Below are 21,579 nucleotides of genomic sequence, written 5' to 3'. Positions count from 1 at the left end.
TGAGGCCGGCGCTGTACCTGTGGGAGCGGGCATGCCCGCGAAGGGGCCAACACAATTCTCAATGGTTGACGGTATGCGCCAGCATCACCGACAACTGGCACAGCGGCCGCCCGCTCTCGGCATGCCACTGGTTGAACGCCTGCTGCACCAAGGCCAGATCGCGCTGGCTGGTCGGCTGTTTGTCGATCACTTTCTGCGCAATCAACGCCGCCGCCATGTCATCGGTAGGTATGAACGTGTCCTTGCCGACCATGCGCAAGAAGCGCGGCGCGGACAACCCGCCCAGCTGGTTACCGTGCTTGGCCAAGTACTTCCACAAGCCGACGATGTCGGTCACCGGCCAGTCGGCGATGAGCGCACCAAAGCTACCCTTCTCCTTCGCGATATCAAGCACCATCTGCGCATTACGCGGCACGCTCCTGAGCTTGCCCAGGTGGCGGATGATGCGCTCGTCGTGCATGAGCCGCTCAAGGTGCTCGGCGCCCATCAATACCACCTTCTCCGGGTCGAAGCCGAAGAATACCTGCTCAAAAGCTGGCCACTTGGCATCCACCAGGCTGTGCTTGAGCCCGGCGCGGAACACGCGCAGAGCCAAGGTCGACAGGTAGCGGTCGTCACTGATATCACGCAGCTGCGCCGGCGTGCGCGGCTGCGGCAGAAAGGCCTCCAGCGCCTGGGCCGAGCCGAAGCGGTTCAGGCAGTATTCGTGCAACCACTGGTAATCGCGCATGGGCTCAGATGTTCAGCACGTCAAGGAAGCGCGGGGTGGCGTTTTCGTCGATCTTCAGGCTGGTGAAATCGAACAGGTTGCGGTCGGCCAACTGCGACGGTGCCACGTTCTGCAAGGCGCGGAAGATGCTCTCGGTACGCCCCGGGTGCTTGCGCTCCCACTCCACCAGCATGTCCTTGACCACCTGGCGCTGCAGGTTTTCCTGCGAACCGCACAGGTTGCACGGAATGATCGGGAATTCCTTCATGTCCGAATAGGCCTGGATATCCTTTTCGCTGCAGTAGGCCAGCGGGCGGATCACCACGTTGCGGCCATCATCGGCGCGCAGCTTCGGCGGCATGCCCTTGAGCGCGCCGTTGAAGAACATGTTGAGGAAGAAGGTTTCGACGATATCGTCGCGGTGGTGGCCCAGCGCCATCTTGGTCGCGCCGATTTCGTCAGCGAAGGTGTACAAGGTGCCACGGCGCAGACGCGAGCACAGCGAGCAGGTGGTCTTGCCCTCGGGCACCAGCTCCTTGACCACCGAGTAGGTATCCTTCTCGACGATGTGGTACTCGACACCGAGTTCCTTGAGGTAGGCCGGCAGCACATGCTCGGGGAACCCTGGCTGCTTCTGGTCCATGTTCACCGCGACGATCTCGAACTTGATCGGTGCCACCTTCTGCAGGTGCAGCAGAACATCGAGCATGGTGTAGCTGTCCTTGCCGCCGGACAGGCAGACCATGACCTTGTCGCCATCCTCGATCATGTTGTAGTCGGTGATGGCTTCGCCGGCGAGACGACGCAGGCGTTTTTGCAGTTTGTTCTGGTTGACCGAGAGGGTGCCCATAGCGCTTGGATCCGCGAGGTGTGACAAAAGCCGGCTATTTTACGCACAAACGCGGCGGCGCTGTAGGCATTCCGATAAAGACTTCGTTGTAATCAACAGCCCGCCTTACAGCGCAATTTGCTCTAAAAAGCACGGTTTATGCGGGTAACGGCTTCCTATACTGCGACATAAGGCCACATTACCGCTTGCTTCGGTGTTCGGGCGTAGGGCCGCTTGCGCTCCATCTGGGGGGCGTTTGGCAACATTGAGAGGAGTGATCGGCATGATTCATCACGTTGTGGGGCTGTTTACCCATCCCGACCAGGAATGGCGGGAAATTCGTGGCGAAGAAGAAACCATCAGCCACATGTACCTGACGCACACCCTGATCCTGGCTGCGATCCCCGCCGTTTCGGCGTTCATCGGTACGACCCAGGTCGGCTGGGTAATCGGCGACCGGCCAGCGGTGATGCTGACCATGGAAAGCGCCATCTGGATGAGCATCATGTCGTACCTGGCGATGCTTGCCGGGGTGGCAGTGATGGGGGCGTTCATCCACTGGATGGCCCGCACCTACGATGCCAACCCATCCATGGCGCAGTGCATCGCCTTTGCCACCTACACCGCCACCCCGTTGTTCATCGGCGGCCTGGCGGCGCTGTACCCGCACCTGTGGCTGGGCATGCTGATTGGCACTGCCGCCATCTGCTACACGGTGTACCTGCTGTACGTCGGTTTGCCGACGTTCATGAACATACCGTCCGACGAAGGCTTCCTGTTCTCCAGCTCGGTGCTGGCGGTGGGCCTTGTGGTACTGGTGGCGATCATGGCCGCCACGGTGATCATCTGGGGACTGGGCGTGGGGCCCGTCTACACCAACTAGAACAGACTCGACCAACACTGGGGCATCAACCAGGGGCCGCCGCAAGGCGGCCTCTGGCTGTGCACTGACCGGTGGCTCGGCAGGCTGCCCGGGGTTGCGGCATAATGCCCGGTCAGGAGAACCATCCCGCCATGCCCGAGCTGCTCAGACAACGCGTCGAAACCTGTTACCAGCAAGCCGAAACCTTCTTCAAACGCCCCTTCCCGCGCCCGGAAGTCAGCTTCAAGCTGCGCGGGCAAAAAGCCGGGGTCGCCCATCTGCACCAGAACCTGCTGCGCTTCAACCTGCAGCTTTACCGGGAAAACCAGGAAGACTTCCTGCGCCAGACCGTGGCCCATGAAGTGGCACATCTGGTGGCCCACCAGCTGTTCGGCGACCGTATCCAGGCCCATGGCGAGGAGTGGCAGCTGATCATGCGGGGGGTGTATGAACTGCCGCCCAACCGTTGCCACAACTACGAAGTGCAACGGCGCGTGGCCACCCGCTACATCTACCGCTGCCCGTGCCCGCAGAGCGACTTCCCGTTTACCGCACAGCGGCACAAGCTGGTGCGCCAAGGGCGGCGTTACCTGTGCAAGCGGTGCAGGGAGATATTGGTATACAGCGGCGAGACGCGCGTCGAATAGATTGTAAGTTGCCAGCACTGGCCTCTTCGCGGGCTTGCCCGCTCCAACAGGAAAATCACTGGCCTCAAGCCTTGTGATATCCCTGTGGGAGCGGGCAAGCCCGCGAAAGGGCCGGAACAGGCTGTTCACGAATGACAGGCACAAGAAAGGCGACCCGAGGGTCGCCTTCTTTGCATCAACCTGCGCCTTACTTCTCGACGAAGGCACGCTCGATCAGGTAATCACCCGGCTCGCGCATACGCGGGGAGATCTTCAGGCCGAAGCTGTCCAGCACTTCGCTGGTCTCGTCGAGCATGCTCGGGCTGCCGCAGATCATCGCGCGGTCGTCCTGCGGGTTGATCGGTGGCAGGCCGATGTCGCTGAACAGTTTGCCGCTACGCATCAGGTCGGTCAGGCGGCCCTGGTTCTCGAACGGTTCGCGGGTCACGGTCGGGTAGTAGATCAGCTTGTCACGAACCGACTCACCGAAGAACTCGTTCTGCGGCAGGTGCTCGGTGATGAACTCGCGGTAGGCCACTTCGTTCACGTAGCGCACGCCGTGCACCAGGATCACTTTCTCGAAGCGCTCGTAGGTTTCCGGGTCCTGGATGACACTCATGAACGGCGCCAGGCCAGTACCGGTGCTCAGCAGGTACAGGTGCTTGCCCGGGTTCAGGTCGTCGAGTACCAGGGTACCGGTAGGCTTCTTGCTGATGATGATCTCGTCGCCTTCCTTCAGGTGCTGCAGCTGCGAGGTCAGCGGGCCGTCCGGCACCTTGATGCTGAAGAACTCCAGGTGCTCTTCCCAGTTCGGCGAAGCGATGGAATAGGCGCGCATGAGCGGACGGCCGTTGTCCTGTTGCAGGCCGATCATCACGAACTGACCGTTCTCGAAGCGCAGGCCCGGGTCGCGGGTGCACTTGAAGCTGAACAGGGTGTCGTTCCAGTGGTGAACACTGAGGACACGTTCGTGGTTCATGTTGCTCATCTAATGGGGCTCCTGAAGAAAGACGCGGCGCGCGCAAGACGCGCAGTTGCGCGATAGTTTAGGGGCAGCGACAATATCTGTTAACTGGATTATCAAGATATGTGTTATCGGTTATATCGATATGCGATTTACACTTCGTCAACTGCAAGTCTTCGTTGCCGTGGCCCAGCACCAAAGCGTCTCTCGGGCCGCTAGCCTGCTCGCCTTGTCGCAGTCGGCCGCCAGTACCTCTATCACCGAACTGGAGCGGCAATCGAGCTGCCAGTTGTTCGACCGTGCCGGCAAACGCCTGGCCCTCAACGCCCTGGGCCATCAACTGTTGCCACAAGCGGTAGCCCTGCTCGACCAGGCCAAGGAAATCGAAGACCTGCTCAACGGCAAGTCCGGTTTCGGTTCGCTGTCGGTCGGTGCCACGTTGACCATCGGCAACTACCTGGCCACCCTGCTGATCGGCAGCTTCATGCAGACCCACCCGGAAAGCCAGGTAAAGCTGCATGTACAGAACACTGCACATATTGTGCAACAGGTCGCGCACTACGAAATTGACCTGGGTCTGATCGAAGGTGACTGCAACCACCCGGACCTGGAAGTGCAGCCGTGGGTCGAGGACGAACTGGTAGTGTTCTGCGCCCCGCAGCACCCGCTGGCCAAGCTGGGCCGTGCCGATATCGAAAACCTCTCGCAAGAAGCCTGGATCCTGCGCGAACAGGGCTCGGGCACGCGTCTGACCTTCGACCAGGCCATGCGCCACCACCGCGCCAACCTCAATATCCGCCTGGAGCTGGAACACACCGAAGCAATCAAGCGCGCGGTGGAGTCGGGCCTGGGCATCGGTTGCATTTCACGCCTGGCCCTGCGTGACGCCTTCCGCCGTGGCAGCCTGGTACCGGTGGAAACCCCGGAGCTGGACCTGATGCGTCAGTTCTACTTCATCTGGCACAAACAGAAGTACCAGACCTCGGCCATGCGTGAGTTTCTTGAGCTATGCCGCAACTTCACCGCGGGCTTTACCCGCAGTGACGAAATCGTGTTGCCACCGATCGCTTAAAGCAGGATCACACCCCACACCAGCGCCACCATGGTCAGTGCCACCAGTTGCGCGGCGCTGCCCATGTCCTTGGCATTTTTCGACAGCGGGTGACGCTCCAGCGAAATGCGGTCGATCGCGGCCTCCACCGCCGAGTTGAACAGTTCGACGATCAAGCCCAACAGGCAAACGGCGATCATGATCGCCCGCTCCGCACGGCTGACCGGCAGCCAGAAGGCGATCGGGACCAGCAGCACATTGAGCAGCACCAGTTGGCGGAACGCGGCCTCGCCCTTGAAAGCGGCACGCAGGCCGTCCAGCGAATAGCCAGCGGCGTTGAAGATACGTTTGAGGCCGGTCTGGCCCTTGAATGGCGATGTCATGTGAGTCACTTCACAACGGAAAGGCCAGCAGACTAGACCGGCTCGGGTCAAAAAAGCGTGAAGCCAGGTGCACTCAGCTACTGGCAACCGATTCAAGTTGTTGCAGCAGCAACGCGGCCTGGGTGCGGGTACGCACACCCAGCTTGCGGAAGATCGCGGTCACGTGGGCCTTGATGGTCGCTTCCGAGACGTTCAGCTCATAGGCGATCTGCTTGTTCAGCAAGCCTTCACAGACCATGGTCAGCACGCGGAACTGTTGCGGCGTGAGGCTGGCCAGGCCTTCGCTGGCAGCCTTGGCCTCGGCCGAGACATCGACCTTTTCGAACGCCTGCGGCGGCCACCAGACCTCGCCATCGAGCACCTTGCGCACCGCATCCTGGATCACTTCCAGGGTACTCGACTTGGGAATGAAGCCACTGGCGCCGAACTCGCGGGACTTGACCACCACTGCGGCCTCTTCCTGCGCCGATACCATCACCACGGGGATCTGCGGGTATTGCCCGCGCAGCAGCACCAGCCCGGAAAAACCGTAGGCACCCGGCATGTTCAAGTCCAGCAACACCAGGTCCCAGTCGGCTTTTTCGCTCAGGCGGGTTTCCAGTTCGGCAATGCTGGCGACTTCAACCAGGCGTACATCCGGGCCCAGGCCGAGGGTAACGGCCTGGCGCAAAGCGCCACGGAACAGCGGGTGGTCATCGGCAATCAGGATTTCGTAAGTGGCCATCGATCTGGGGATCCTGTTCTGTGTCGGGCACTCGGGTAAGGGTCATTATGAACCAAAGCAGGGGTTGTGCCCCTTGGACTATAGGAAGGTATGCAAACGTTGGTGGGTGTCGTCCTGCTCGTCCAGCGGCAGGCGCCGCTTGCCGCTCAGGTAATGCAGGCTGAACACATCCAGGTAGGCGTCCAGCGCCTGCGAAGCCCGTGTATCACCGGCCAGCTCCAGGCACATGGCCGCGACTTCCGCGGTGCAGAAGTGATCGTCGCGCCTGGAGCGGCGCAGGCGGTAGCGGGACATCTGCTCGGCCTGCAGGCTCAAAACCGGGAAGCGGTCAAGGTACGGGCTTTTGCGGAACATCTTGCGTGCTTCGGTCCAGGTGGCATCCAGCAGGATGAACAGCGGGCGTTTGCCTGGCTCGCGCACCACCTCGCTGACCACCCGCTGCGGGACAACGAATTCGCCGGGGAAGACGATGTACGGCTGCCAGCGCGGGTCGTCCAGCAAGGCCAGCAAGCGTTCGTCGACCGACGTGCGCAGCCAGCCGAAGGCCGAGGTGTCCTCGATCAGGTCGGCGATCAGCCAGCCGGTATTGGTAGGCTTCAGCGGCTCGGTGTCATGCATCAGCAGGCACATCCCGGACTCGGCCTGCACCCGGGGCTTCCAGGCGCACAGGCAATGCGTGGCGATGACCCGGCAATCTGGGCAGCGCTCGGCACGCGAACCACGGGCGATGAAGGGCTTGTTGCTGCGCGCCAGGCGTTCGGCGCGCAGGTGCGCTACCGCATGGCTCATGCCGGCAGGCCTCTGGACAGGTTGGGAATGGACACAAGGATGACTCGGGTGAAAACTAAGGGCACCAGTCTACCAGAACAGGGGGCAATTGCTGTGCAGGTGGCGGCGCGGTCCCTATAATCGCTGTTTTTACCGTCCCCCAGCCTCGCGCCTGCGCGATTTTCAGGGAACGCCGTCGACCCGCGCATGTCAAAGCGCCAGTCATCGAACCAGGAGAGATTCATGCTGCGCCGTATCGTCCCCGCCCTGAGCCTGTTGCTCGCCCTGCCCCTGGCAGCCCAGGCGGCTTCCAAGCAGGAATACGACCTGAACAACATGCTGCAGAAGGTTGCCAAAGAGAGCAGTGTCGGCACCCCGCGAGCCATCAACGAGGACATCCTCGACCAAGGTTACACAGTGGAAGGCAAGGCGCTGGTCAACCACCTGAGCGTGCGCCAGGAGCATGCTGCGCGCATGCAGGCCAACCCCGAACAGGTACGCAGCCAGCTGGGTGACAGCGTCTGCCGCAACAGCGGTTTCCGCAACCTGATGTCCAAAGGCGCGGTGATGGTCTACCGCTTCACGGTATACAAGAGCAACCAGCCGATCATGGACCAGGCGTTCGACAATGCCAGCTGCGTGGCCGGCAACAAGAAGAAGTAACCAACCTCAGATCGCTACGCCTTCTGGTCTTCACGGGCGCGCCAGCGCCCTTCAGCGGCATCGGCGCGCATCTCTGCCAGCAGCGCCTGCAGGTAGCACGACTGACACTCCAGGCCCGACAACCTGCGCCGGCACTCGGCCTCCAGGCTCAGGTGATGCATCTGGGCCGCATTCTCCAGCTGCTGGTAAAGCTGCCGGTCCACTTCGATGACCAAGCGATGCATACCGCCACCTCCTGCATCGACACGTTTCGCTTTAACCAGTTAACCAAACCCGCACTCGCCGTGGCTGCATGCCGACGGGCGGCTGTGCCGAACAGCCCGGCACAATTGAGCGCGAGGGTCTAGATTGAGGTCAGAGGTATTGGTGCAGAAGGAGACGTTGCATGCCTTACCAATCGAGTGAACTGCTGTTCAGCCACTTCCGCGACAACAACATCGACCTGAGCAACATCGACGCACAATTGCAACTGGTGGCACCGAACAGCCCCAACCTGCCGCTGTACCGCGACATGATGCTGACCGTCCTGCGCATGGCCCATGACGACACCGACCGCTGGAGCGCCAAGATCACTCTGCAGGCGCTGCGCGAACTGGACCATTCGTTCCGCACCCTGGAACGCTACAAGGGCCGACGCAAGGTAACCGTGTTCGGCTCGGCGCGCACCCCGCTGGAACACCCGATGTACGCCCTGGCCCGCGAACTGGGCGCAACCCTGGCGCGCTCCGACCTGATGGTCATCACCGGCGCCGGCGGCGGTATCATGGCTGCTGCCCACGAAGGCGCTGGCAGCGACCACAGCCTGGGTTTCAACATCACCCTGCCCTTCGAACAACACGCCAACCCCACGGTGGACGGCACCGACAAGCTGCTGCCGTTCCACTTTTTCTTCATCCGCAAGCTGTTCTTCGTCAAGGAAGCCGATGCCCTGGTGCTGTGCCCAGGCGGTTTCGGCACCCTGGATGAAGCGCTGGAGGTGCTGACCCTGATCCAGACCGGCAAGAGCCCGCTGGTACCGGTGGTGCTGCTGGATTCGCCAGGCGGCAGCTTCTGGCGCGACTGCCTGGACTTCATCAGCAGCCAACTGGAGGAAAACCGCTACATCCTCCCCAGCGACCTGAAACTGTTGCGCCTGGTGCACAGCGCTGACGAGGCAGTGGAGGAAATCAACCAGTTCTACAGCAACTACCACTCCAGCCGGTGGCTGAAAAACCAGTTCGTGATCCGCATGCACCACCCGCTCAGCGAGGCGGCGCTGTATGACATCCAGGAAGGCTTTGCCGACTTGCGCCTGAGTGGCAAGTATCACCAGCAACCTGATAGCAGCGCCGAGCACGAAGTGGGCAATTTCAGCCACCTGACCCGTTTGTCATTTGCCTTCAATGGCCGGGATCAGGGCAGGCTGCGCGAGCTGGTGGACTTCATCAACCTGCCGGAGAACTGGGCCAAGCCGCAACCCATGCATACCACGCAGCGGGCCAGGGAGGCGTTGAAGGTCAGTTGATCGTGACATTAGTCCGCGCATCTTGTGGGAGCGGGCTCATCGAGGCGTCGAACCGCCGCGAAGAATCCAACGCGGTGTATGGCACCGGCTGCGCCGGTGTTCGCGGGCTTGCCCGCTCCCACAGGAGCGACGCACTGTCTGATACATCGCCTCAAACCCGTGGGAGCGGGCAAGCCCGCGAAGGGCCGCAAAGCGGCCCAGTCTTCAGTAGTCGTCGATATCCCGCCCACTGAGCAAGCGGCCGATCATGTCCATGGGGAAACCCCGGTAAGCCAGAAACCGGGTCTGCTGGGCACGGCTGCGCGGATCCTGCGGGCGCTGACCAGCAAACTTGCGCTGCCATACGTCCCGCATGCGCTCGCCCCAGTCCACCTCGCTCTCGCGCAGCGCCTGCTCGATATCACCACGCGCCAAACCACGCTGGCCCAGCTCTTCGCGAATGCGCGCAGGGCCATAGCCGGAGCTGGAACGGTATCTGATGAAACTTTCGAGGTAGCGGGCTTCGCTAAGCAGCCCTTCTTCGGTGAGTCGATCGAGCTCAGGTTCGATCAGCTCGTCCGAAGCGCCGCGCTGACGCAACTTGCGCGTCAGCTCGACGCGACCGTGCTCACGTCGCGCGAGCAGGTCCATGGCTGTCCGCCGGATGGCGACGGGGGTGTCGAGTACGGCGGACATGTTCGGCTATCTACCGCGCAATCAATAACCGGCGTCAGCGTCGGCCATGTCGTCGGCATCGGCTTCGACAGCAGCAGCTTTACCAGCAGCCGCGACAGCACCAGCAGTCAGCAGCTTCTCGCGAATCTGCTTCTCGATCTCGGCACCAATGGCAGGGTTCTCAGCCAGGTACTTGGCAGCGTTTGCTTTACCTTGACCGATCTTGTTGCCTTGATAGGCGTACCAGGCACCGGACTTCTCGACCAGGCCCTGGGAAACACCCAGGTCAATGATCTCGCCGTTACGGTAGATACCCTTGCCGTAGAGGATCTGGAACTCGGCCTGACGGAACGGCGGCGAGACCTTGTTCTTGACGATCTTGACGCGGGTTTCGCTACCCACCACCTCGTCGCCTTCCTTGACCGCGCCAGTACGGCGGATATCCAGACGCACCGAGGCGTAGAACTTCAGGGCGTTACCGCCGGTGGTGGTTTCCGGGCTGCCGAACATCACACCGATCTTCATACGGATCTGGTTGATGAAGATGACCAGGCAGTTGGCGTTCTTGATGTTACCGGTGATCTTGCGCAGCGCCTGGGACATCAGGCGTGCCTGCAGACCCACGTGCATGTCACCCATCTCGCCTTCGATCTCGGCCTTCGGTACCAGGGCAGCCACGGAGTCGACGATGATCACGTCAACAGCGTTGGAACGCACCAGCATGTCGGTGATTTCCAGGGCCTGTTCGCCGGTGTCCGGCTGCGAAACCAGCAGGTCGTCGACGTTGACGCCGAGCTTGCCTGCGTACTCAGGGTCGAGGGCGTGTTCGGCGTCGACGAAGGCGCAGGTGGCGCCGTTTTTCTGGGCTTCGGCGATGACCGACAGAGTCAGCGTGGTCTTACCCGACGATTCCGGACCGTAGATCTCGACGATACGGCCTTTTGGCAGACCGCCGATGCCCAGGGCGATGTCCAGGCCCAGCGAGCCGGTGGAGATGGCAGGGATAGCCTGGCGCTCGTGGTCGCCCATGCGCATGACGGCGCCTTTGCCGAATTGGCGTTCGATCTGACCCAGGGCCGCAGCCAAGGCGCGCTTCTTGTTGTCGTCCATTGAAATCCTCACGTGTTCGACTTGGCCCTGACGGCCGGAATACCTGTATAAGTAGCCAGTATTATTCCACAGGCAAGCGCCCGCGCAAACCCCTGTCGTCGATTTACTCGGCACCAAGCTGTAACAAGCCGTCTAACGCGGCGATCACCGTCTGTCGGCGCACCGCCTCGCGGTCGCCGTCGAACTGGCGGCGTTCGCTGAATATGTGGCTGCCGTCGCCCCAGGCCAGCCACACGGTACCGACCGGTTTGGCCGGCGAACCACCGTCCGGCCCGGCCACGCCGCTCACTGCCACGGCAAAGCGCGCGCCGCTGGCGGCCTGGGCGCCGCGGACCATGGCTTCAACCACTTCCTGGCTGACTGCGCCAACCTGGCCGAACAACGCCGCGGGCACGCCCAACTGACGGGTTTTCTGGGTGTTGGAATAGGTCACGTAACCGGCCTCGAACCAGGCCGAGCTGCCAGGCACACGGGTGATGGCCTCGGCGATCCCGCCGCCGGTGCAGGATTCGGCGGTGGTCACCTGCGCGTTGAAGCGGCGCAGATGTTCACCCAGGCGGGTGGCAAGCGTGGTGATAGGGTCCATGTCGGGCTCCTTGACGGTTGCCCTCTACCCTACCACCCTGCGCCGGGCTCTGGCTCAGGAAACCTTCAGGCTGCCCCGGGCGATTTCGCTGAACGCACGCTCTTCGCTCCGACCGAGGCGCGGCAACCCTTCGGGCCATTCCTGGCTCCAGTCAAAACCACCTAGCTTGCGCATGTCTTCAATTGCCGAACGCCACCAGATCATCTTGCAAGCGCGCTGATAGTCGTCACCGCTCATCATACTGCCGTACAGCAGCTTGCGTCCGATACCACGCAGCTCCCGCGGCACACGCTTGAGGCGCCATTTCACCGAAAGCCGCGCCAGCCAGGACGGCACCGGGCGATGTGCCGGCACCTCCAGCGCCAGGCCAGGCATCCTGGAGTGGAAGTGCTCGCCATGCCGGGCAAAGAAAATTTCCAGAATGGCATGCACGTACTGCTTCATCGCGAAGTAGTGGCTGATCACGCCACGCGCTTCATTGATCTGCGCGCCGTACAATTCAAAGGAGAAGGCGATCTGCTCAATGGTGTGCAAGTCACGCGCATAGGGCGTCCAGGTGTCGATGCGCTCGATGGCGCGCTCGGCGATGCCGAGGTTGTCGCGGGTAAAACCCATGACGCCACTGTTGCACAGCCGCAGGTCATCGGGCGGTGCTGCGCCAGCCGCGGCTACCCCGCTGGTGAAGCTGCGGTAATAGCTGCTGCGCGAGGCTTCGGCCCAGCTCATTTCCACCTCGTCGACCAGGAACTGCCCGACATCGACCTGGCTGAACAGCTTCAGCGGCGATTGCAGGAACAGCGTATCGGTATCAATGAACACGGTCTTGTCCGCCCACTGCCCGGCCTGGGCAATAGCGCAGGCCTTGCGTCGGTGGGTGTAGCCGCCGTTGCCGGACCACGCCTGCAGGGTCTGCTCATCCAGCGTGATCACTTCCACCGGCCAGCCGGCAAAAGCCTGTGGCTGGTCGGTAAGCACGCGAATCACCGGCAGCTCTGCCGGCTTGCAGCGTGCCAGGGCGGTAAGGATGCTGAACTTGGCCTCCAGCTGATAGATCCGGCGCTCGCCATAAAGGAGGTAGATCAGTTGCTGCTTCACAGGGGGGACACGGCTGGACACATTCATGCGGGTCACGGCTAGGGGCGTTCATCGAGGGCCGTGCATTCTAGAGGGTAACGCGGCGCAGCTCCACCATTGCCCGCCAGGCTGCGCACACATGGCTCCATTACCGGCGCCTGCATCTCGCCGAAAAAGCCTGTACCATTACCGGTTTACCATCGCCAACCAGATCACCCGCTGTAAGGCCCTGAATGTCAGATCTTTCCGCACACACCCCGATGATGCAGCAGTACTGGAAGCTGAAAAACCAGCACCCGGACCAGCTGATGTTCTACCGCATGGGCGACTTCTACGAAATCTTCTACGAAGATGCAAAGAAAGCCGCAAAACTGCTGGACATCACCCTGACCGCGCGCGGTCAGTCGGCCGGCCAGTCCATCCCCATGTGCGGGATTCCGTTCCATTCGCTGGAAGGCTACCTGGCAAAGCTGGTCAAGCTCGGCGAATCGGTGGTGATCTGCGAGCAGATTGGCGACCCCGCCACCAGCAAGGGCCCGGTGGAGCGCCAGGTGGTGCGCATCATCACCCCCGGCACGGTCAGCGACGAGGCCCTGCTCGACGAGCGTCGCGACAACCTGATTGCCGCGCTGCTCGGAGACGAGCGCCTGTTCGGCCTGGCCGTGCTGGACATCACAAGCGGCAACTTCAGCGTGCAGGAGATCAAGGGCTGGGAAAACCTGTTGGCCGAGCTCGAGCGCCTGAACCCGGTCGAGCTGTTGATCCCCGACGACTGGCCGCGCGACCTGCCTGCCGAGAAACGCCCTGGGGCCCGTCGCCGTGCGCCATGGGACTTCGACCGCGACTCGGCGCGCAAGGCCCTGTGCCAACAGTTCGCAACCAAGGACCTCAAGGGCTTTGGCTGCGACAAACTGACCCTGGCCATCGGCGCCGCCGGCTGCCTGCTGATCTACGCCAAGGAAACCCAGCGCACCGCCCTGCCGCACCTGCGCAGCCTGCGCCATGAACGCCTGGACGACACGGTCATACTCGACGGCGCCAGCCGCCGTAATCTGGAGCTGGACATCAACCTTGCCGGCGGCCGTGACAACACCCTGCAGTCGGTGATCGACCGCTGCCAGACCGCCATGGCCAGCCGTTTGCTGAGCCGCTGGTTGAACCGCCCGCTGCGCGACCTCAAGGTGCTGCAGGCACGCCAGGACTCGATCCGCTGCCTGCTCGACGGTTACCGCTTCGAGAAGCTGCAGCCGCAGCTCAAGGAAATTGGCGATATCGAGCGGATTCTCGCCCGTATCGGCCTGCGCAACGCCCGCCCACGCGACCTGGCACGCCTGCGCGACGCCTTGGGCGCGCTGCCCGAACTGCAGAACGCCATGGCCGAGCTGGAGGCACCGCACCTGGCACGCCTGGCCGCCATTACCGGCACCTACCCCGAACTGGCCAGCCTGCTGGAGCGGGCGATCATCGACAACCCGCCAGCGGTAATCCGCGATGGCGGCGTACTCAAGGCCGGCTATGACAACGAGCTGGACGAACTGCTGGCGATCAGCGAGAACGCCGGCCAGTTCCTGATCGACCTGGAAGCCCGGGAAAAGGCCCGTACCGGCCTGGCCAACCTCAAGGTCGGCTACAACCGCGTGCATGGCTACTTCATCGAGCTACCGACCAAGCAGGCCGAGCAGGCCCCGGGCGACTACATCCGCCGCCAGACCCTCAAGGGCGCCGAGCGCTTCATCACCCCGGAGCTGAAAGCGTTCGAGGACAAGGCGCTGTCGGCCAAGAGCCGCGCCCTGGCCCGCGAGAAGATGCTCTACGATGCCCTGCTGGAAACCCTGATCAGTCACCTGGCACCGCTGCAGGACAGCGCCGCCGCCCTGGCCGAACTGGACGTGCTCAGCAACCTGGCCGAACGTGCGCTGAACCTGGACCTGAACTGCCCGCGCTTCGTCGACGAGCCGTGCCTGCGAATCGAGCAGGGCCGTCACCCGGTGGTGGAACAAGTTTTGACCACACCGTTCGTGGCCAATGACCTGGGCCTGGACAACAGCACGCGCATGCTGATCATTACCGGCCCGAACATGGGCGGTAAGTCTACCTACATGCGCCAGACCGCCCTGATCGTGCTGCTGGCACACATCGGCAGCTTCGTGCCGGCTGCCAGCTGCGAACTGTCGCTGGTCGATCGCATCTTCACCCGCATCGGCTCCAGTGACGACCTGGCCGGCGGCCGCTCGACCTTCATGGTCGAGATGAGCGAAACCGCCAACATCCTGCACAATGCCACCGACCGAAGCCTGGTGCTGATGGACGAAGTGGGCCGCGGTACCAGCACCTTCGACGGCCTGTCGCTGGCCTGGGCCGCCGCCGAGCGCCTGGCCCAGCTGCGTGCCTACACGCTGTTCGCCACGCACTATTTCGAGCTCACCGTGCTGCCGGAAAGCGAGCCGCTGGTGGCCAACGTGCACCTGAACGCCACCGAGCACAACGAACGCATCGTGTTCCTGCACCACGTACTGCCTGGCCCTGCCAGCCAGAGCTACGGCCTTGCCGTGGCGCAGCTGGCCGGTGTGCCATCGGCCGTCATCCAGCGTGCCCGTGAACACCTGGCGCGGCTGGAAACCACCAGCCTGCCGCATGAACAACCGCCGGCCCAAAAAGCCAAGGGCGAACCACAGGTCCCGCACCAGAGCGACCTGTTCGCCAGCCTGCCACACCCGGCCATCGAGAAGCTGGGCAAGCTGCAGCTGGACGATATGACCCCGCGTCAAGCTATCGAAATGCTATATCAACTAAAGAACCTGTTATAACGGCGCCCATTACAAGCTGGTAGAATCCGCCGCGGTTTGCTGGTGCTGCAGGTTATTAGCCTGGCCTGCAGCCACATACCCGTAAACCGCGCGGCCCTGAGAGGAAGGGCCGCCGCCGTCGCCTGAGGAGAGAACTAGAAATGACCTTCGTCGTCACCGACAACTGCATCAAATGCAAATACACCGACTGCGTGGAAGTCTGTCCGGTGGACTGCTTCTACGAAGGCCCGAACTTCCTGGTCATTCACCCGGACGAGTGCATCGACTGCGCCCTGTGCGAGCCGGAGTGCCCAGCGCAAGCCATCTTCTCGGAAGACGAAGTGCCTGCGGGCATGGAAAACTTCATCGAGCTGAACGCCGAACTGGCGGAAATCTGGCCGAACATCACCGAGCGCAAGGACGCCCTGCCGGACGCTGAAGAGTGGGATGGCAAAACTGGCAAGATCGAACACCTGGAGCGCTGATAGCGCCGCATACAAAAAAGGCCCTTGTGGCCTTTTTTGTTTTTTGCGGGCAAAAAAAAGGGGCGGTTTGACCCGCCCACATTTTTTCCGTAGTCCCTGCTTGTCCCAAACATCATCCTGATGAAATCGCTTCTTGCGATGTCCCTGGCTTTCCTCCTGAAAGCCTGTGCATGTCCCTGTGCACAGTTCGAATACTAGCGACTTGAGCCCGGCGGGCAACCGCGAAACCTCACAGGTTGTTGCAGGTGACACATTTCCTCACAGCTGAATAAACCAAGGTTTTCAAGGGGTTGGGAAAACGCAGGTTCTGGATACGGCAATGATTTACTGAAGCGTACATAGAAGGCTTACATAACAAGTAAGCAAAGGCTTACACGCGATGTTACTGGGGTAGCGCGGTACACATTTGATTTTTGTTTTTCCTGGGCGATTTTGGGGCTGCTTTGCAGCCCCCGGCAATCCTGGATGGGACACCTCTGATCGGCACATACAAAAACGCCCCGAAATCATCGGGGCGCTTTGTGTTGCAGGCTTCCGCTACTGGAACAACGACTCACTGGACAGGCCGTTCTTTTCGAGGATCTCCCGCAAACGCTTGAGCCCCTCGACCTGGATTTGCCGCACCCGCTCACGGGTCAGGCCGATTTCCAGGCCGACATCTTCCAGGGTGCTGCTTTCATGCCCGCGCAGGCCAAAGCGGCGCACCACCACTTCACGCTGCTTGTCGGTCAATTCACCCAGCCATTGGTCGATGCTCTGCGACAGGTCGTCATCCTGCAGCAGTTCGCACGGGTCAGTCGGACGGTCGTCGGTCAGGGTATCGAGCAGGGTCTTGTCCGAGTCCGGGCCGAGCGACACATCCACCGAAGACACCCGCTCGTTCAGGCCCAGCATGCGCTTGACCTCGGTGACCGGCTTCTCCAGCAATGTGGCGATTTCTTCCGGCGAGGGTTCGTGGTCCAGCTTCTGGGTCAGCTCGCGCGCTGCACGCAGGTAGACGTTCAGTTCCTTGACCACGTGGATCGGCAGGCGAATGGTGCGGGTCTGGTTCATTATCGCCCGCTCGATGGTCTGGCGAATCCACCAGGTCGCATAGGTCGAGAAGCGGAAACCACGCTCCGGGTCGAACTTCTCGACCGCACGGATCAACCCCAGGTTGCCCTCCTCGATCAGGTCGAGCAATGACAGGCCACGATTCACGTAACGACGGGCAATTTTTACAACCAGGCGCAGGTTGCTTTCGATCATGCGCTTGCGGCCGGCGGGGTCGCCCTTTTGCGACAGGCGCGCAAAGTGCACTTCCTCTTCCGGCGAAAGCAGAGGCGAGAATCCGATCTCGTTGAGATACAGCTGGGTGGCATCGAGCGCCCGGCTGTAATCGATATACTTGTGTTGCTTGAGCGAAGAGCCCGACTTGGCCCTCGTCCGAACCGAAGATACAGCAGGTTCGTCTGACACCACATCCGTTTCCAAAACGATACCCGTCTCCATCAGGAGGACGTCATCGTCGATGTCAAACTCCGGCACTTCTTTACTGAGAGCCATTGTTATAGTCCTTTGCTGAGTTCGAACTCAGACTCGAGCGGCACCTGTCTCCCTGGCAGCGCTGGAGCCTGTCCCCTCTACATCAGCGGAACAGGCCGGGTACAACGGTCAACGACGTGGCAGGAACTGGAGCGGATCGACGGGTTTACCCTGGCGGCGAATCTCGAAATGCAGCTTCACCCGATCAGTGCCCGTGGACCCCATTTCAGCAATCGACTGCCCTGCCTTGACCTGCTGCCCCTCCCGAACCAACAGCCTGCGGTTATGGCCGTAGGCACTGACGTAGGTATCGCTGTGCTTGATGATGATCAGCTCGCCGTAGCCCCTCAAGCCACTCCCGGCGTAAACCACTGCACCATCAGACGCAGCAAAAACAGGCTGTCCCAAATCACCGGCGATATCAATGCCTTTATTCAAACTACCGTTTGAAGCGAATTTTCCAATCAGCACGCCGTTGGCTGGCCAGGTCCAGCCGCCTACCGCGCGCTCCGCAGCGGGCACGGTGGCGACCACCGGGGTACTGCTGGAGGCTGCCGGCGTAGCCGGCTTGCTGGTGCTGGCAGGAGGGGCGGCGGTGCTACCCACAGGCCGCCGGATGACCGTGGTCTTGCTCGACGACGACGGGCTGGACACCACCGTGGTGCTGCCGGTAGAGCCACTGCTGAAACGAATCGCCTGCCCCGGGCGAATGGTGTAAGGCGCGGCGATGCCGTTGCGCGCAGCCAGCTCCTTGTAGTCCCAGCCATAACGGAAGGCGATGGAGAACAGCGTATCGCCAGGTTTGACGATGTACTGCCCGGTAGTTACCGCCGGCCGCTTGGGAACGGTGTTACTGCGGTCGACCACCCGCGCGCTGTTGCTGCTGGTGCTCGAGCAACCCACCAATAGCGTACCCATGGCCAGTGCAATCACCAGAAGCGTGAAACCCGACCCGTCCTTGCGCTGCCGAATGACTGTGTGACCCACCCGCGCTCCCCTCATGGTGCCGAAAAACGATATGAAGACAAGAAATGCAATATTGTTGCAATTATAACCAAGCCCGCCCGCATTGGCAGGGTTGGTAGAAGACTGTTGCAAAGCCTTGGTGCAAGCTGTGCGCTGGCGCTTCACCCCGCCAGATAGACAGGGCGTTGCGGCAAGAATTCGGTGCTGGCGCAAAAATATCGCGCGGTTCGAACCCGCTGTGGTCAGGCTAGCGGACCGTTGAGCAGCGGTACGAACCGCACGGCCCCCAGCACGCGGCGAGAGAAGCCATGTTCCTCGCGCACGATCAGCATCAACTGCTGGGTTTCGCCGGCGGGCCCCACCGGGATCACCATGCGGCCACCGGGTGCCAGTTGGTCGAGCAGTGCCTGCGGCACTTCCGGTGCCACCGCGGTGACGATGATGCCGTTGTACGGTGCTAGCGCCGGCCAGCCCTCGCAACCGTCGCCCCAACGGAACACCACATTGCGCAGGTTCAGTTCCACCAGGCGCTCCTTGGCCCGGTCCTGCAGCACCTTGATGCGTTCCACCGAGAACACCCGCTCGACCAGCTGGGCCAGGATCGCCGTCTGGTAGCCCGAGCCGGTGCCGATCTCCAGCACCTTGTCCAGCGGCCCGGCCTCGAGCAGCAGCTCGCTCATGTGGGCAACCATGAACGGTTGCGAGATGGTCTGGTTGTGGCCGATCGGCAGCGCGGTGTCTTCATAGGCGCGATGCGCCAGCGCCTCGTCGACGAACAGGTGGCGCGGAGTACGACGGATCACGTCGAGCACCTTGGTGTTCGAAACACCTTCCTCGCACAGGCGCTGGATCAGCCGCTCCCGGGTACGCTGGGAGGTCATGCCGATGCCACGCCGCAGCATATCGTCCTCGCGCATCAGAGCAGGCCCTCCAGCCAGCCGTCGAGCTGCTCGAAGGCATCACTGAAAGTGCGGTCGAGCTGCAGCGGCGTGATCGATACGTAACCTTGCATCACAGCGTGGAAGTCGGTGCCCGGGCCGCCGTCCTCGGCATCCCCGGCCACGGCGATCCAGTAGCCTTCCTTGCCGCGCGGGTTGACCACCTTGGTCGGCGCCGCCGCCCGCGCCCGGTGACCGAGGCGGGTGAGCTGGATGCCACGAATGTGCTCCAGCGGCAGGTTGGGGATGTTGACGTTGAGCACGGTGCGCGGCGGCAAGGCCAGGCGCGACTGCGCCTCGACCAGGCGACGGGCGATATGGGCCGCGGTCGGCAGGTTGTCCGGCTGGCGCGACAACAGCGAAAACGCCAGCGAGGTACCGCCAAGGAAACGGCCTTCCAACGCGGCCGCGACCGTGCCCGAATAGAGCACGTCATCGCCCAGGTTGGCACCGAGGTTGATCCCCGATACGACCATGTCCGGCGTCTGTGGCAACAGCCCATTGAGCCCCAGGTGCACGCAGTCGGTCGGCGTGCCGTTGAGGCTGATGAAGCCATTGGCCAAAGTCTGCGGGTGCAGTGGCCGGTCCAGCGTCAGCGAACTGCTGGCGCCGCTCTTGTCTTGATCCGGAGCAATCACCACGCACTCGGCGTAATCTGCCAGCGCAGCGTGCAGCGCGGCGATGCCGGGTGCGGTAACACCGTCGTCGTTCGAAATCAGAATACGCATGAGCTGTCCGTCTGCCCTGCCGACACCAGATCCACGACTTCGCGCACCACCACGGTGGCGAAGCATCCGGCCGGAAGGACGAATTCCAGTTGCAGGATATCAGGCTCGGGATAATGCCACGTAAGGCCGCCAATAGGGAGCCGCAGAATGCGTCGTTCGTGATCCATGCCCGCCTGGGCCAACCACTGGCAAAGTTCCGGCTGACGCGCACCGACGGCGTTTTCCAGCTGCGCTGTGACGCCAGCGGCCGGCGAATCGCCCGCCCCCCACATCGGGCCGGTCGGGTGCAGGTCGAGAATTGCCAGGCGCGGGTCGGCACATTCCGCCTCCCCTGCCGGGAAGAAGCTGCGGCTGTCGGTGAACGCCAGCAGGTCGCCCACCTGGGCCCGCGCCCAGCTGCCATCGGCGACACGGGCCGCCAACACCTGGTTGAACAGGTAGCTGCGCGCGGCCGACAGCAGGCGCGAGCGCACGTTGCGCTGCTCGGGCAGGGCCTTGCGTGCGGCCCAGTCGAGGGCGTCGTGAACGTTGCCGCCACCGTGGCCGAAGCGCTGAGTGCCGAAATAGTTGGGCACGCCGTGCTGCTTGAGCTGTTCCAGGCGCGCATCCAGCGCCTGGTGATCGGCAGCCAGGGCAGTCAGGCGCAGCGTGAAGCCGTTGGCCGAATGCGCGCCGCGCTGCAGCTTGCGCTGGTGACGCACCTGCTTGAGCACACGCAGGCTGGCATCCTCGGCACGCGAAAGGTCCGGGTCGGCCTTGCCCGGCAGGTGCAGGCTGAACCACTGGCGGGTCAGGGCCTGGCGGTCCTTGAGGCCGGCGTAGCTGATCGTGCGCACCGGCACGCCAGCGGCACGTGCCAGGCGGCGGGCTGCCTCCTCGGTGTTCAGGTCACGCTTTTCGACCCACAACCACAGGTGCTCGCCCTGGCCCGACAGCGGTATGTCCAGCACTTCGTCGACCTGAAAATCTTCGGCCACCGCCTTGAGGACGGCGGTACCCAATGGTTCGCCCGATGCGCGCGGGCCCAGCAGTTCCAGTTCGGTCATGCTGGCAGCAGCAGGGCAACCGCATGCACGGCGATGCCCTCCTCGCGGCCAGTAAAGCCCAGCTTTTCGGTGGTGGTAGCCTTGACGTTGACCTGATCGAGTGCAACCTGCAGGTCCTCGGCGATCAGCTGGCGCATGGTTTCGATGTGCGGGGCCATCTTCGGCGCCTGGGCGACGATGGTGGTGTCGATGTTGCCGACCTTCCAGCCCTTGGCCTGGACGATGCCGACAACATGGCGCAGCAGTACGCGGCTGTCGGCGCCCTTGAACTGCGGGTCGGTGTCGGGGAAGTGCTTGCCGATGTCGCCCAGCGCTGCCGCGCCAAGCAAGGCATCGCTCAGGGCATGCAGCAGCACGTCACCGTCGGAGTGGGCCAGGAGGCCGTATTTGTGGGGGATACGCACCCCGCCCAGGGTAATGAAATCACCGTCGCAGAAACGGTGCACATCGTAGCCGTGGCCAATACGCATAGAAAAACGCCCTGAATGAGTCAGGGCGTGATTCTACCTGCTTTAGCCGCCATTGGGGCTGCCTTGTAGGAGCGGCCTTGCGTCGCGATCGGGCTGCAAAGCAGCCCCGGCAATATCCGCGTCAACGCC

Annotated in this window: 24 protein-coding genes; 7 read left to right on the top strand and 17 right to left on the bottom strand. The window is 62.4% G+C overall.

Annotation, left to right across the window (positions count from 1 at the left end):
- Positions 1 to 58 precede the first annotated feature (58 nt).
- The gene (locus tag CAF70_RS20135) at positions 59 to 730 is read right to left on the bottom strand and encodes a DNA-3-methyladenine glycosylase I (RefSeq protein ID WP_085626464.1); all 672 of its coding nucleotides are present in this window, start codon (positions 728 to 730) and stop codon (positions 59 to 61) included.
- A 4-nt stretch (positions 731 to 734) separates the two neighbouring features.
- Positions 735 to 1,559: a tRNA 2-thiocytidine(32) synthetase TtcA gene (gene ttcA / locus CAF70_RS20130; protein WP_012270926.1), complete on the bottom strand. Its 825-nt coding sequence runs from the start codon at positions 1,557 to 1,559 to the stop codon at positions 735 to 737.
- A 262-nt stretch (positions 1,560 to 1,821) separates the two neighbouring features.
- On the opposite strand from ttcA, the gene CAF70_RS20125 reads away from it, so the two are divergent.
- The gene (locus tag CAF70_RS20125; RefSeq protein ID WP_003252385.1) at positions 1,822 to 2,421 is read left to right on the top strand and encodes a Yip1 family protein; all 600 of its coding nucleotides are present in this window, start codon (positions 1,822 to 1,824) and stop codon (positions 2,419 to 2,421) included.
- Positions 2,422 to 2,552: 131 nt separating this feature from the next.
- A complete protein-coding gene (locus CAF70_RS20120; RefSeq protein WP_085626463.1) occupies positions 2,553 to 3,047 on the top strand; it encodes a SprT family zinc-dependent metalloprotease in 495 nt (164 codons plus the stop codon).
- A gap of 187 nt (positions 3,048 to 3,234) precedes the next feature.
- Here the strand turns inward: CAF70_RS20120 and fpr are convergent, their stop codons facing one another.
- On the bottom strand, positions 3,235 to 4,014 hold the full coding sequence (fpr, locus tag CAF70_RS20115; protein WP_003252381.1) for a ferredoxin-NADP reductase: 780 nt from the start codon (positions 4,012 to 4,014) through the stop codon (positions 3,235 to 3,237).
- A 121-nt stretch (positions 4,015 to 4,135) separates the two neighbouring features.
- Between fpr and finR the strand changes: the two genes are divergently transcribed.
- Complete coding sequence (finR, locus tag CAF70_RS20110; RefSeq protein ID WP_085626462.1) at positions 4,136 to 5,062, top strand: LysR family transcriptional regulator FinR; 927 nt, start codon at positions 4,136 to 4,138, stop codon at positions 5,060 to 5,062.
- Here finR and CAF70_RS20105 read toward each other — a convergent pair.
- The 3 genes from CAF70_RS20105 to CAF70_RS20095 form a co-directional block, all read right to left on the bottom strand.
- Positions 5,059 to 5,424, bottom strand: coding sequence for a diacylglycerol kinase (locus CAF70_RS20105; RefSeq protein ID WP_004375479.1), 366 nt, complete (start codon positions 5,422 to 5,424; stop codon positions 5,059 to 5,061). The two genes, finR and CAF70_RS20105, sit on opposite strands and share 4 nt — an antisense overlap.
- A 73-nt stretch (positions 5,425 to 5,497) precedes the next feature.
- Positions 5,498 to 6,148 (bottom strand): response regulator transcription factor ErdR, encoded by a 651-nt coding sequence (erdR, locus tag CAF70_RS20100; protein ID WP_025338000.1) that lies wholly within the window; start codon positions 6,146 to 6,148, stop codon positions 5,498 to 5,500.
- 78 nt (positions 6,149 to 6,226) lie between these two features.
- Positions 6,227 to 6,937: a tRNA-uridine aminocarboxypropyltransferase gene (locus CAF70_RS20095; protein ID WP_085626461.1), complete on the bottom strand. Its 711-nt coding sequence runs from the start codon at positions 6,935 to 6,937 to the stop codon at positions 6,227 to 6,229.
- Between the two features lie 222 nt (positions 6,938 to 7,159).
- Here CAF70_RS20095 and CAF70_RS20090 point away from each other — a divergent pair, with 222 nt between their 5' ends.
- Positions 7,160 to 7,579 carry a quorum-sensing-regulated virulence factor family protein gene (locus CAF70_RS20090; RefSeq protein ID WP_085626460.1) on the top strand — a complete coding sequence of 140 codons (420 nt, stop codon included), beginning with the start codon at positions 7,160 to 7,162 and terminating at the stop codon, positions 7,577 to 7,579.
- A 14-nt stretch (positions 7,580 to 7,593) separates the two neighbouring features.
- Here the strand turns inward: CAF70_RS20090 and CAF70_RS20085 are convergent, their stop codons facing one another.
- Complete coding sequence (locus tag CAF70_RS20085) at positions 7,594 to 7,803, bottom strand: hypothetical protein (protein ID WP_085626459.1); 210 nt, start codon at positions 7,801 to 7,803, stop codon at positions 7,594 to 7,596.
- A 161-nt stretch (positions 7,804 to 7,964) separates the two neighbouring features.
- On the opposite strand from CAF70_RS20085, the gene CAF70_RS20080 reads away from it, so the two are divergent.
- Positions 7,965 to 9,083, top strand: a complete 1,119-nt coding sequence (locus CAF70_RS20080; RefSeq protein ID WP_085626458.1) for an LOG family protein — start codon at positions 7,965 to 7,967, stop codon at positions 9,081 to 9,083.
- Between the two features lie 204 nt (positions 9,084 to 9,287).
- Here the strand turns inward: CAF70_RS20080 and recX are convergent, their stop codons facing one another.
- The 4 genes from recX to CAF70_RS20060 all read right to left on the bottom strand — a co-directional run bounded on the left by recX (position 9,288) and on the right by CAF70_RS20060 (position 12,555).
- On the bottom strand, positions 9,288 to 9,758 hold the full coding sequence (recX, locus tag CAF70_RS20075) for a recombination regulator RecX (protein ID WP_085626457.1): 471 nt from the start codon (positions 9,756 to 9,758) through the stop codon (positions 9,288 to 9,290).
- Positions 9,759 to 9,779: 21 nt separating this feature from the next.
- Positions 9,780 to 10,847 (bottom strand): recombinase RecA, encoded by a 1,068-nt coding sequence (gene recA, locus CAF70_RS20070; RefSeq protein WP_085626456.1) that lies wholly within the window; start codon positions 10,845 to 10,847, stop codon positions 9,780 to 9,782.
- Positions 10,848 to 10,950: 103 nt separating this feature from the next.
- The gene (locus CAF70_RS20065) at positions 10,951 to 11,433 is read right to left on the bottom strand and encodes a CinA family protein (RefSeq protein ID WP_085626455.1); all 483 of its coding nucleotides are present in this window, start codon (positions 11,431 to 11,433) and stop codon (positions 10,951 to 10,953) included.
- 54 nt (positions 11,434 to 11,487) lie between these two features.
- Positions 11,488 to 12,555 carry a hypothetical protein gene (locus CAF70_RS20060; protein ID WP_085626454.1) on the bottom strand — a complete coding sequence of 356 codons (1,068 nt, stop codon included), beginning with the start codon at positions 12,553 to 12,555 and terminating at the stop codon, positions 11,488 to 11,490.
- A gap of 185 nt (positions 12,556 to 12,740) precedes the next feature.
- Between CAF70_RS20060 and mutS the strand changes: the two genes are divergently transcribed.
- Together mutS and fdxA are read left to right on the top strand one after the other, a co-directional pair.
- On the top strand, positions 12,741 to 15,314 hold the full coding sequence (gene mutS, locus CAF70_RS20055) for a DNA mismatch repair protein MutS (RefSeq protein WP_085626453.1): 2,574 nt from the start codon (positions 12,741 to 12,743) through the stop codon (positions 15,312 to 15,314).
- Between the two features lie 140 nt (positions 15,315 to 15,454).
- Entirely contained in the window at positions 15,455 to 15,778 is a 324-nt protein-coding gene (fdxA, locus tag CAF70_RS20050; protein WP_085626452.1) for a ferredoxin FdxA, read from the top strand.
- Positions 15,779 to 16,315: 537 nt separating this feature from the next.
- Here the strand turns inward: fdxA and rpoS are convergent.
- The 6 genes from rpoS to ispF all read right to left on the bottom strand — a co-directional run bounded on the left by rpoS (position 16,316) and on the right by ispF (position 21,450).
- Positions 16,316 to 17,323: an RNA polymerase sigma factor RpoS gene (gene rpoS / locus CAF70_RS20045; RefSeq protein ID WP_021785876.1), complete on the bottom strand. Its 1,008-nt coding sequence runs from the start codon at positions 17,321 to 17,323 to the stop codon at positions 16,316 to 16,318.
- A gap of 108 nt (positions 17,324 to 17,431) precedes the next feature.
- Positions 17,432 to 18,289 carry a peptidoglycan DD-metalloendopeptidase family protein gene (locus CAF70_RS20040; protein ID WP_085626451.1) on the bottom strand — a complete coding sequence of 286 codons (858 nt, stop codon included), beginning with the start codon at positions 18,287 to 18,289 and terminating at the stop codon, positions 17,432 to 17,434.
- 221 nt (positions 18,290 to 18,510) lie between these two features.
- Positions 18,511 to 19,149: a protein-L-isoaspartate(D-aspartate) O-methyltransferase gene (locus CAF70_RS20035; RefSeq protein WP_015269209.1), complete on the bottom strand. Its 639-nt coding sequence runs from the start codon at positions 19,147 to 19,149 to the stop codon at positions 18,511 to 18,513.
- Between the two features lie 35 nt (positions 19,150 to 19,184).
- Positions 19,185 to 19,934: a 5'/3'-nucleotidase SurE gene (surE, locus tag CAF70_RS20030; protein ID WP_085626450.1), complete on the bottom strand. Its 750-nt coding sequence runs from the start codon at positions 19,932 to 19,934 to the stop codon at positions 19,185 to 19,187.
- Positions 19,922 to 20,980, bottom strand: coding sequence for a tRNA pseudouridine(13) synthase TruD (gene truD / locus CAF70_RS20025; RefSeq protein ID WP_085626449.1), 1,059 nt, complete (start codon positions 20,978 to 20,980; stop codon positions 19,922 to 19,924). Before truD ends, surE begins: the two co-directional genes overlap by 13 nt.
- Positions 20,977 to 21,450, bottom strand: coding sequence for a 2-C-methyl-D-erythritol 2,4-cyclodiphosphate synthase (ispF, locus tag CAF70_RS20020; RefSeq protein ID WP_085626448.1), 474 nt, complete (start codon positions 21,448 to 21,450; stop codon positions 20,977 to 20,979). Before ispF ends, truD begins: the two co-directional genes overlap by 4 nt.
- Positions 21,451 to 21,579: the final 129 nt, after the last annotated feature.

Origin of the sequence: Pseudomonas sp. B19(2017) (genome assembly GCF_002113165.1) — a bacterium.
GTDB lineage: Bacteria > Pseudomonadota > Gammaproteobacteria > Pseudomonadales > Pseudomonadaceae > Aquipseudomonas.
The sequence above is the reverse complement of the archived record's forward strand: the minus strand, read 5'-3'. Positions and strand labels throughout refer to the sequence as shown.

Coding starts and splice junctions, on each gene's coding strand:
- CAF70_RS20135 (WP_085626464.1), bottom strand. CDS start 730: ATGCGCGATTACCAGTGGTTGCACGAATACTGCCTGAACCGCTTCGGC.
- ttcA (WP_012270926.1), bottom strand. CDS start 1,559: ATGGGCACCCTCTCGGTCAACCAGAACAAACTGCAAAAACGCCTGCGT.
- CAF70_RS20125 (WP_003252385.1), top strand. CDS start 1,822: ATGATTCATCACGTTGTGGGGCTGTTTACCCATCCCGACCAGGAATGG.
- CAF70_RS20120 (WP_085626463.1), top strand. CDS start 2,553: ATGCCCGAGCTGCTCAGACAACGCGTCGAAACCTGTTACCAGCAAGCC.
- fpr (WP_003252381.1), bottom strand. CDS start 4,014: ATGAGCAACATGAACCACGAACGTGTCCTCAGTGTTCACCACTGGAAC.
- finR (WP_085626462.1), top strand. CDS start 4,136: ATGCGATTTACACTTCGTCAACTGCAAGTCTTCGTTGCCGTGGCCCAG.
- CAF70_RS20105 (WP_004375479.1), bottom strand. CDS start 5,424: ATGACATCGCCATTCAAGGGCCAGACCGGCCTCAAACGTATCTTCAAC.
- erdR (WP_025338000.1), bottom strand. CDS start 6,148: ATGGCCACTTACGAAATCCTGATTGCCGATGACCACCCGCTGTTCCGT.
- CAF70_RS20095 (WP_085626461.1), bottom strand. CDS start 6,937: ATGAGCCATGCGGTAGCGCACCTGCGCGCCGAACGCCTGGCGCGCAGC.
- CAF70_RS20090 (WP_085626460.1), top strand. CDS start 7,160: ATGCTGCGCCGTATCGTCCCCGCCCTGAGCCTGTTGCTCGCCCTGCCC.
- CAF70_RS20085 (WP_085626459.1), bottom strand. CDS start 7,803: ATGCATCGCTTGGTCATCGAAGTGGACCGGCAGCTTTACCAGCAGCTG.
- CAF70_RS20080 (WP_085626458.1), top strand. CDS start 7,965: ATGCCTTACCAATCGAGTGAACTGCTGTTCAGCCACTTCCGCGACAAC.
- recX (WP_085626457.1), bottom strand. CDS start 9,758: ATGTCCGCCGTACTCGACACCCCCGTCGCCATCCGGCGGACAGCCATG.
- recA (WP_085626456.1), bottom strand. CDS start 10,847: ATGGACGACAACAAGAAGCGCGCCTTGGCTGCGGCCCTGGGTCAGATC.
- CAF70_RS20065 (WP_085626455.1), bottom strand. CDS start 11,433: ATGGACCCTATCACCACGCTTGCCACCCGCCTGGGTGAACATCTGCGC.
- CAF70_RS20060 (WP_085626454.1), bottom strand. CDS start 12,555: ATGAATGTGTCCAGCCGTGTCCCCCCTGTGAAGCAGCAACTGATCTAC.
- mutS (WP_085626453.1), top strand. CDS start 12,741: ATGTCAGATCTTTCCGCACACACCCCGATGATGCAGCAGTACTGGAAG.
- fdxA (WP_085626452.1), top strand. CDS start 15,455: ATGACCTTCGTCGTCACCGACAACTGCATCAAATGCAAATACACCGAC.
- rpoS (WP_021785876.1), bottom strand. CDS start 17,323: ATGGCTCTCAGTAAAGAAGTGCCGGAGTTTGACATCGACGATGACGTC.
- CAF70_RS20035 (WP_015269209.1), bottom strand. CDS start 19,149: ATGACCTCCCAGCGTACCCGGGAGCGGCTGATCCAGCGCCTGTGCGAG.
- surE (WP_085626450.1), bottom strand. CDS start 19,934: ATGCGTATTCTGATTTCGAACGACGACGGTGTTACCGCACCCGGCATC.
- truD (WP_085626449.1), bottom strand. CDS start 20,980: ATGACCGAACTGGAACTGCTGGGCCCGCGCGCATCGGGCGAACCATTG.
- ispF (WP_085626448.1), bottom strand. CDS start 21,450: ATGCGTATTGGCCACGGCTACGATGTGCACCGTTTCTGCGACGGTGAT.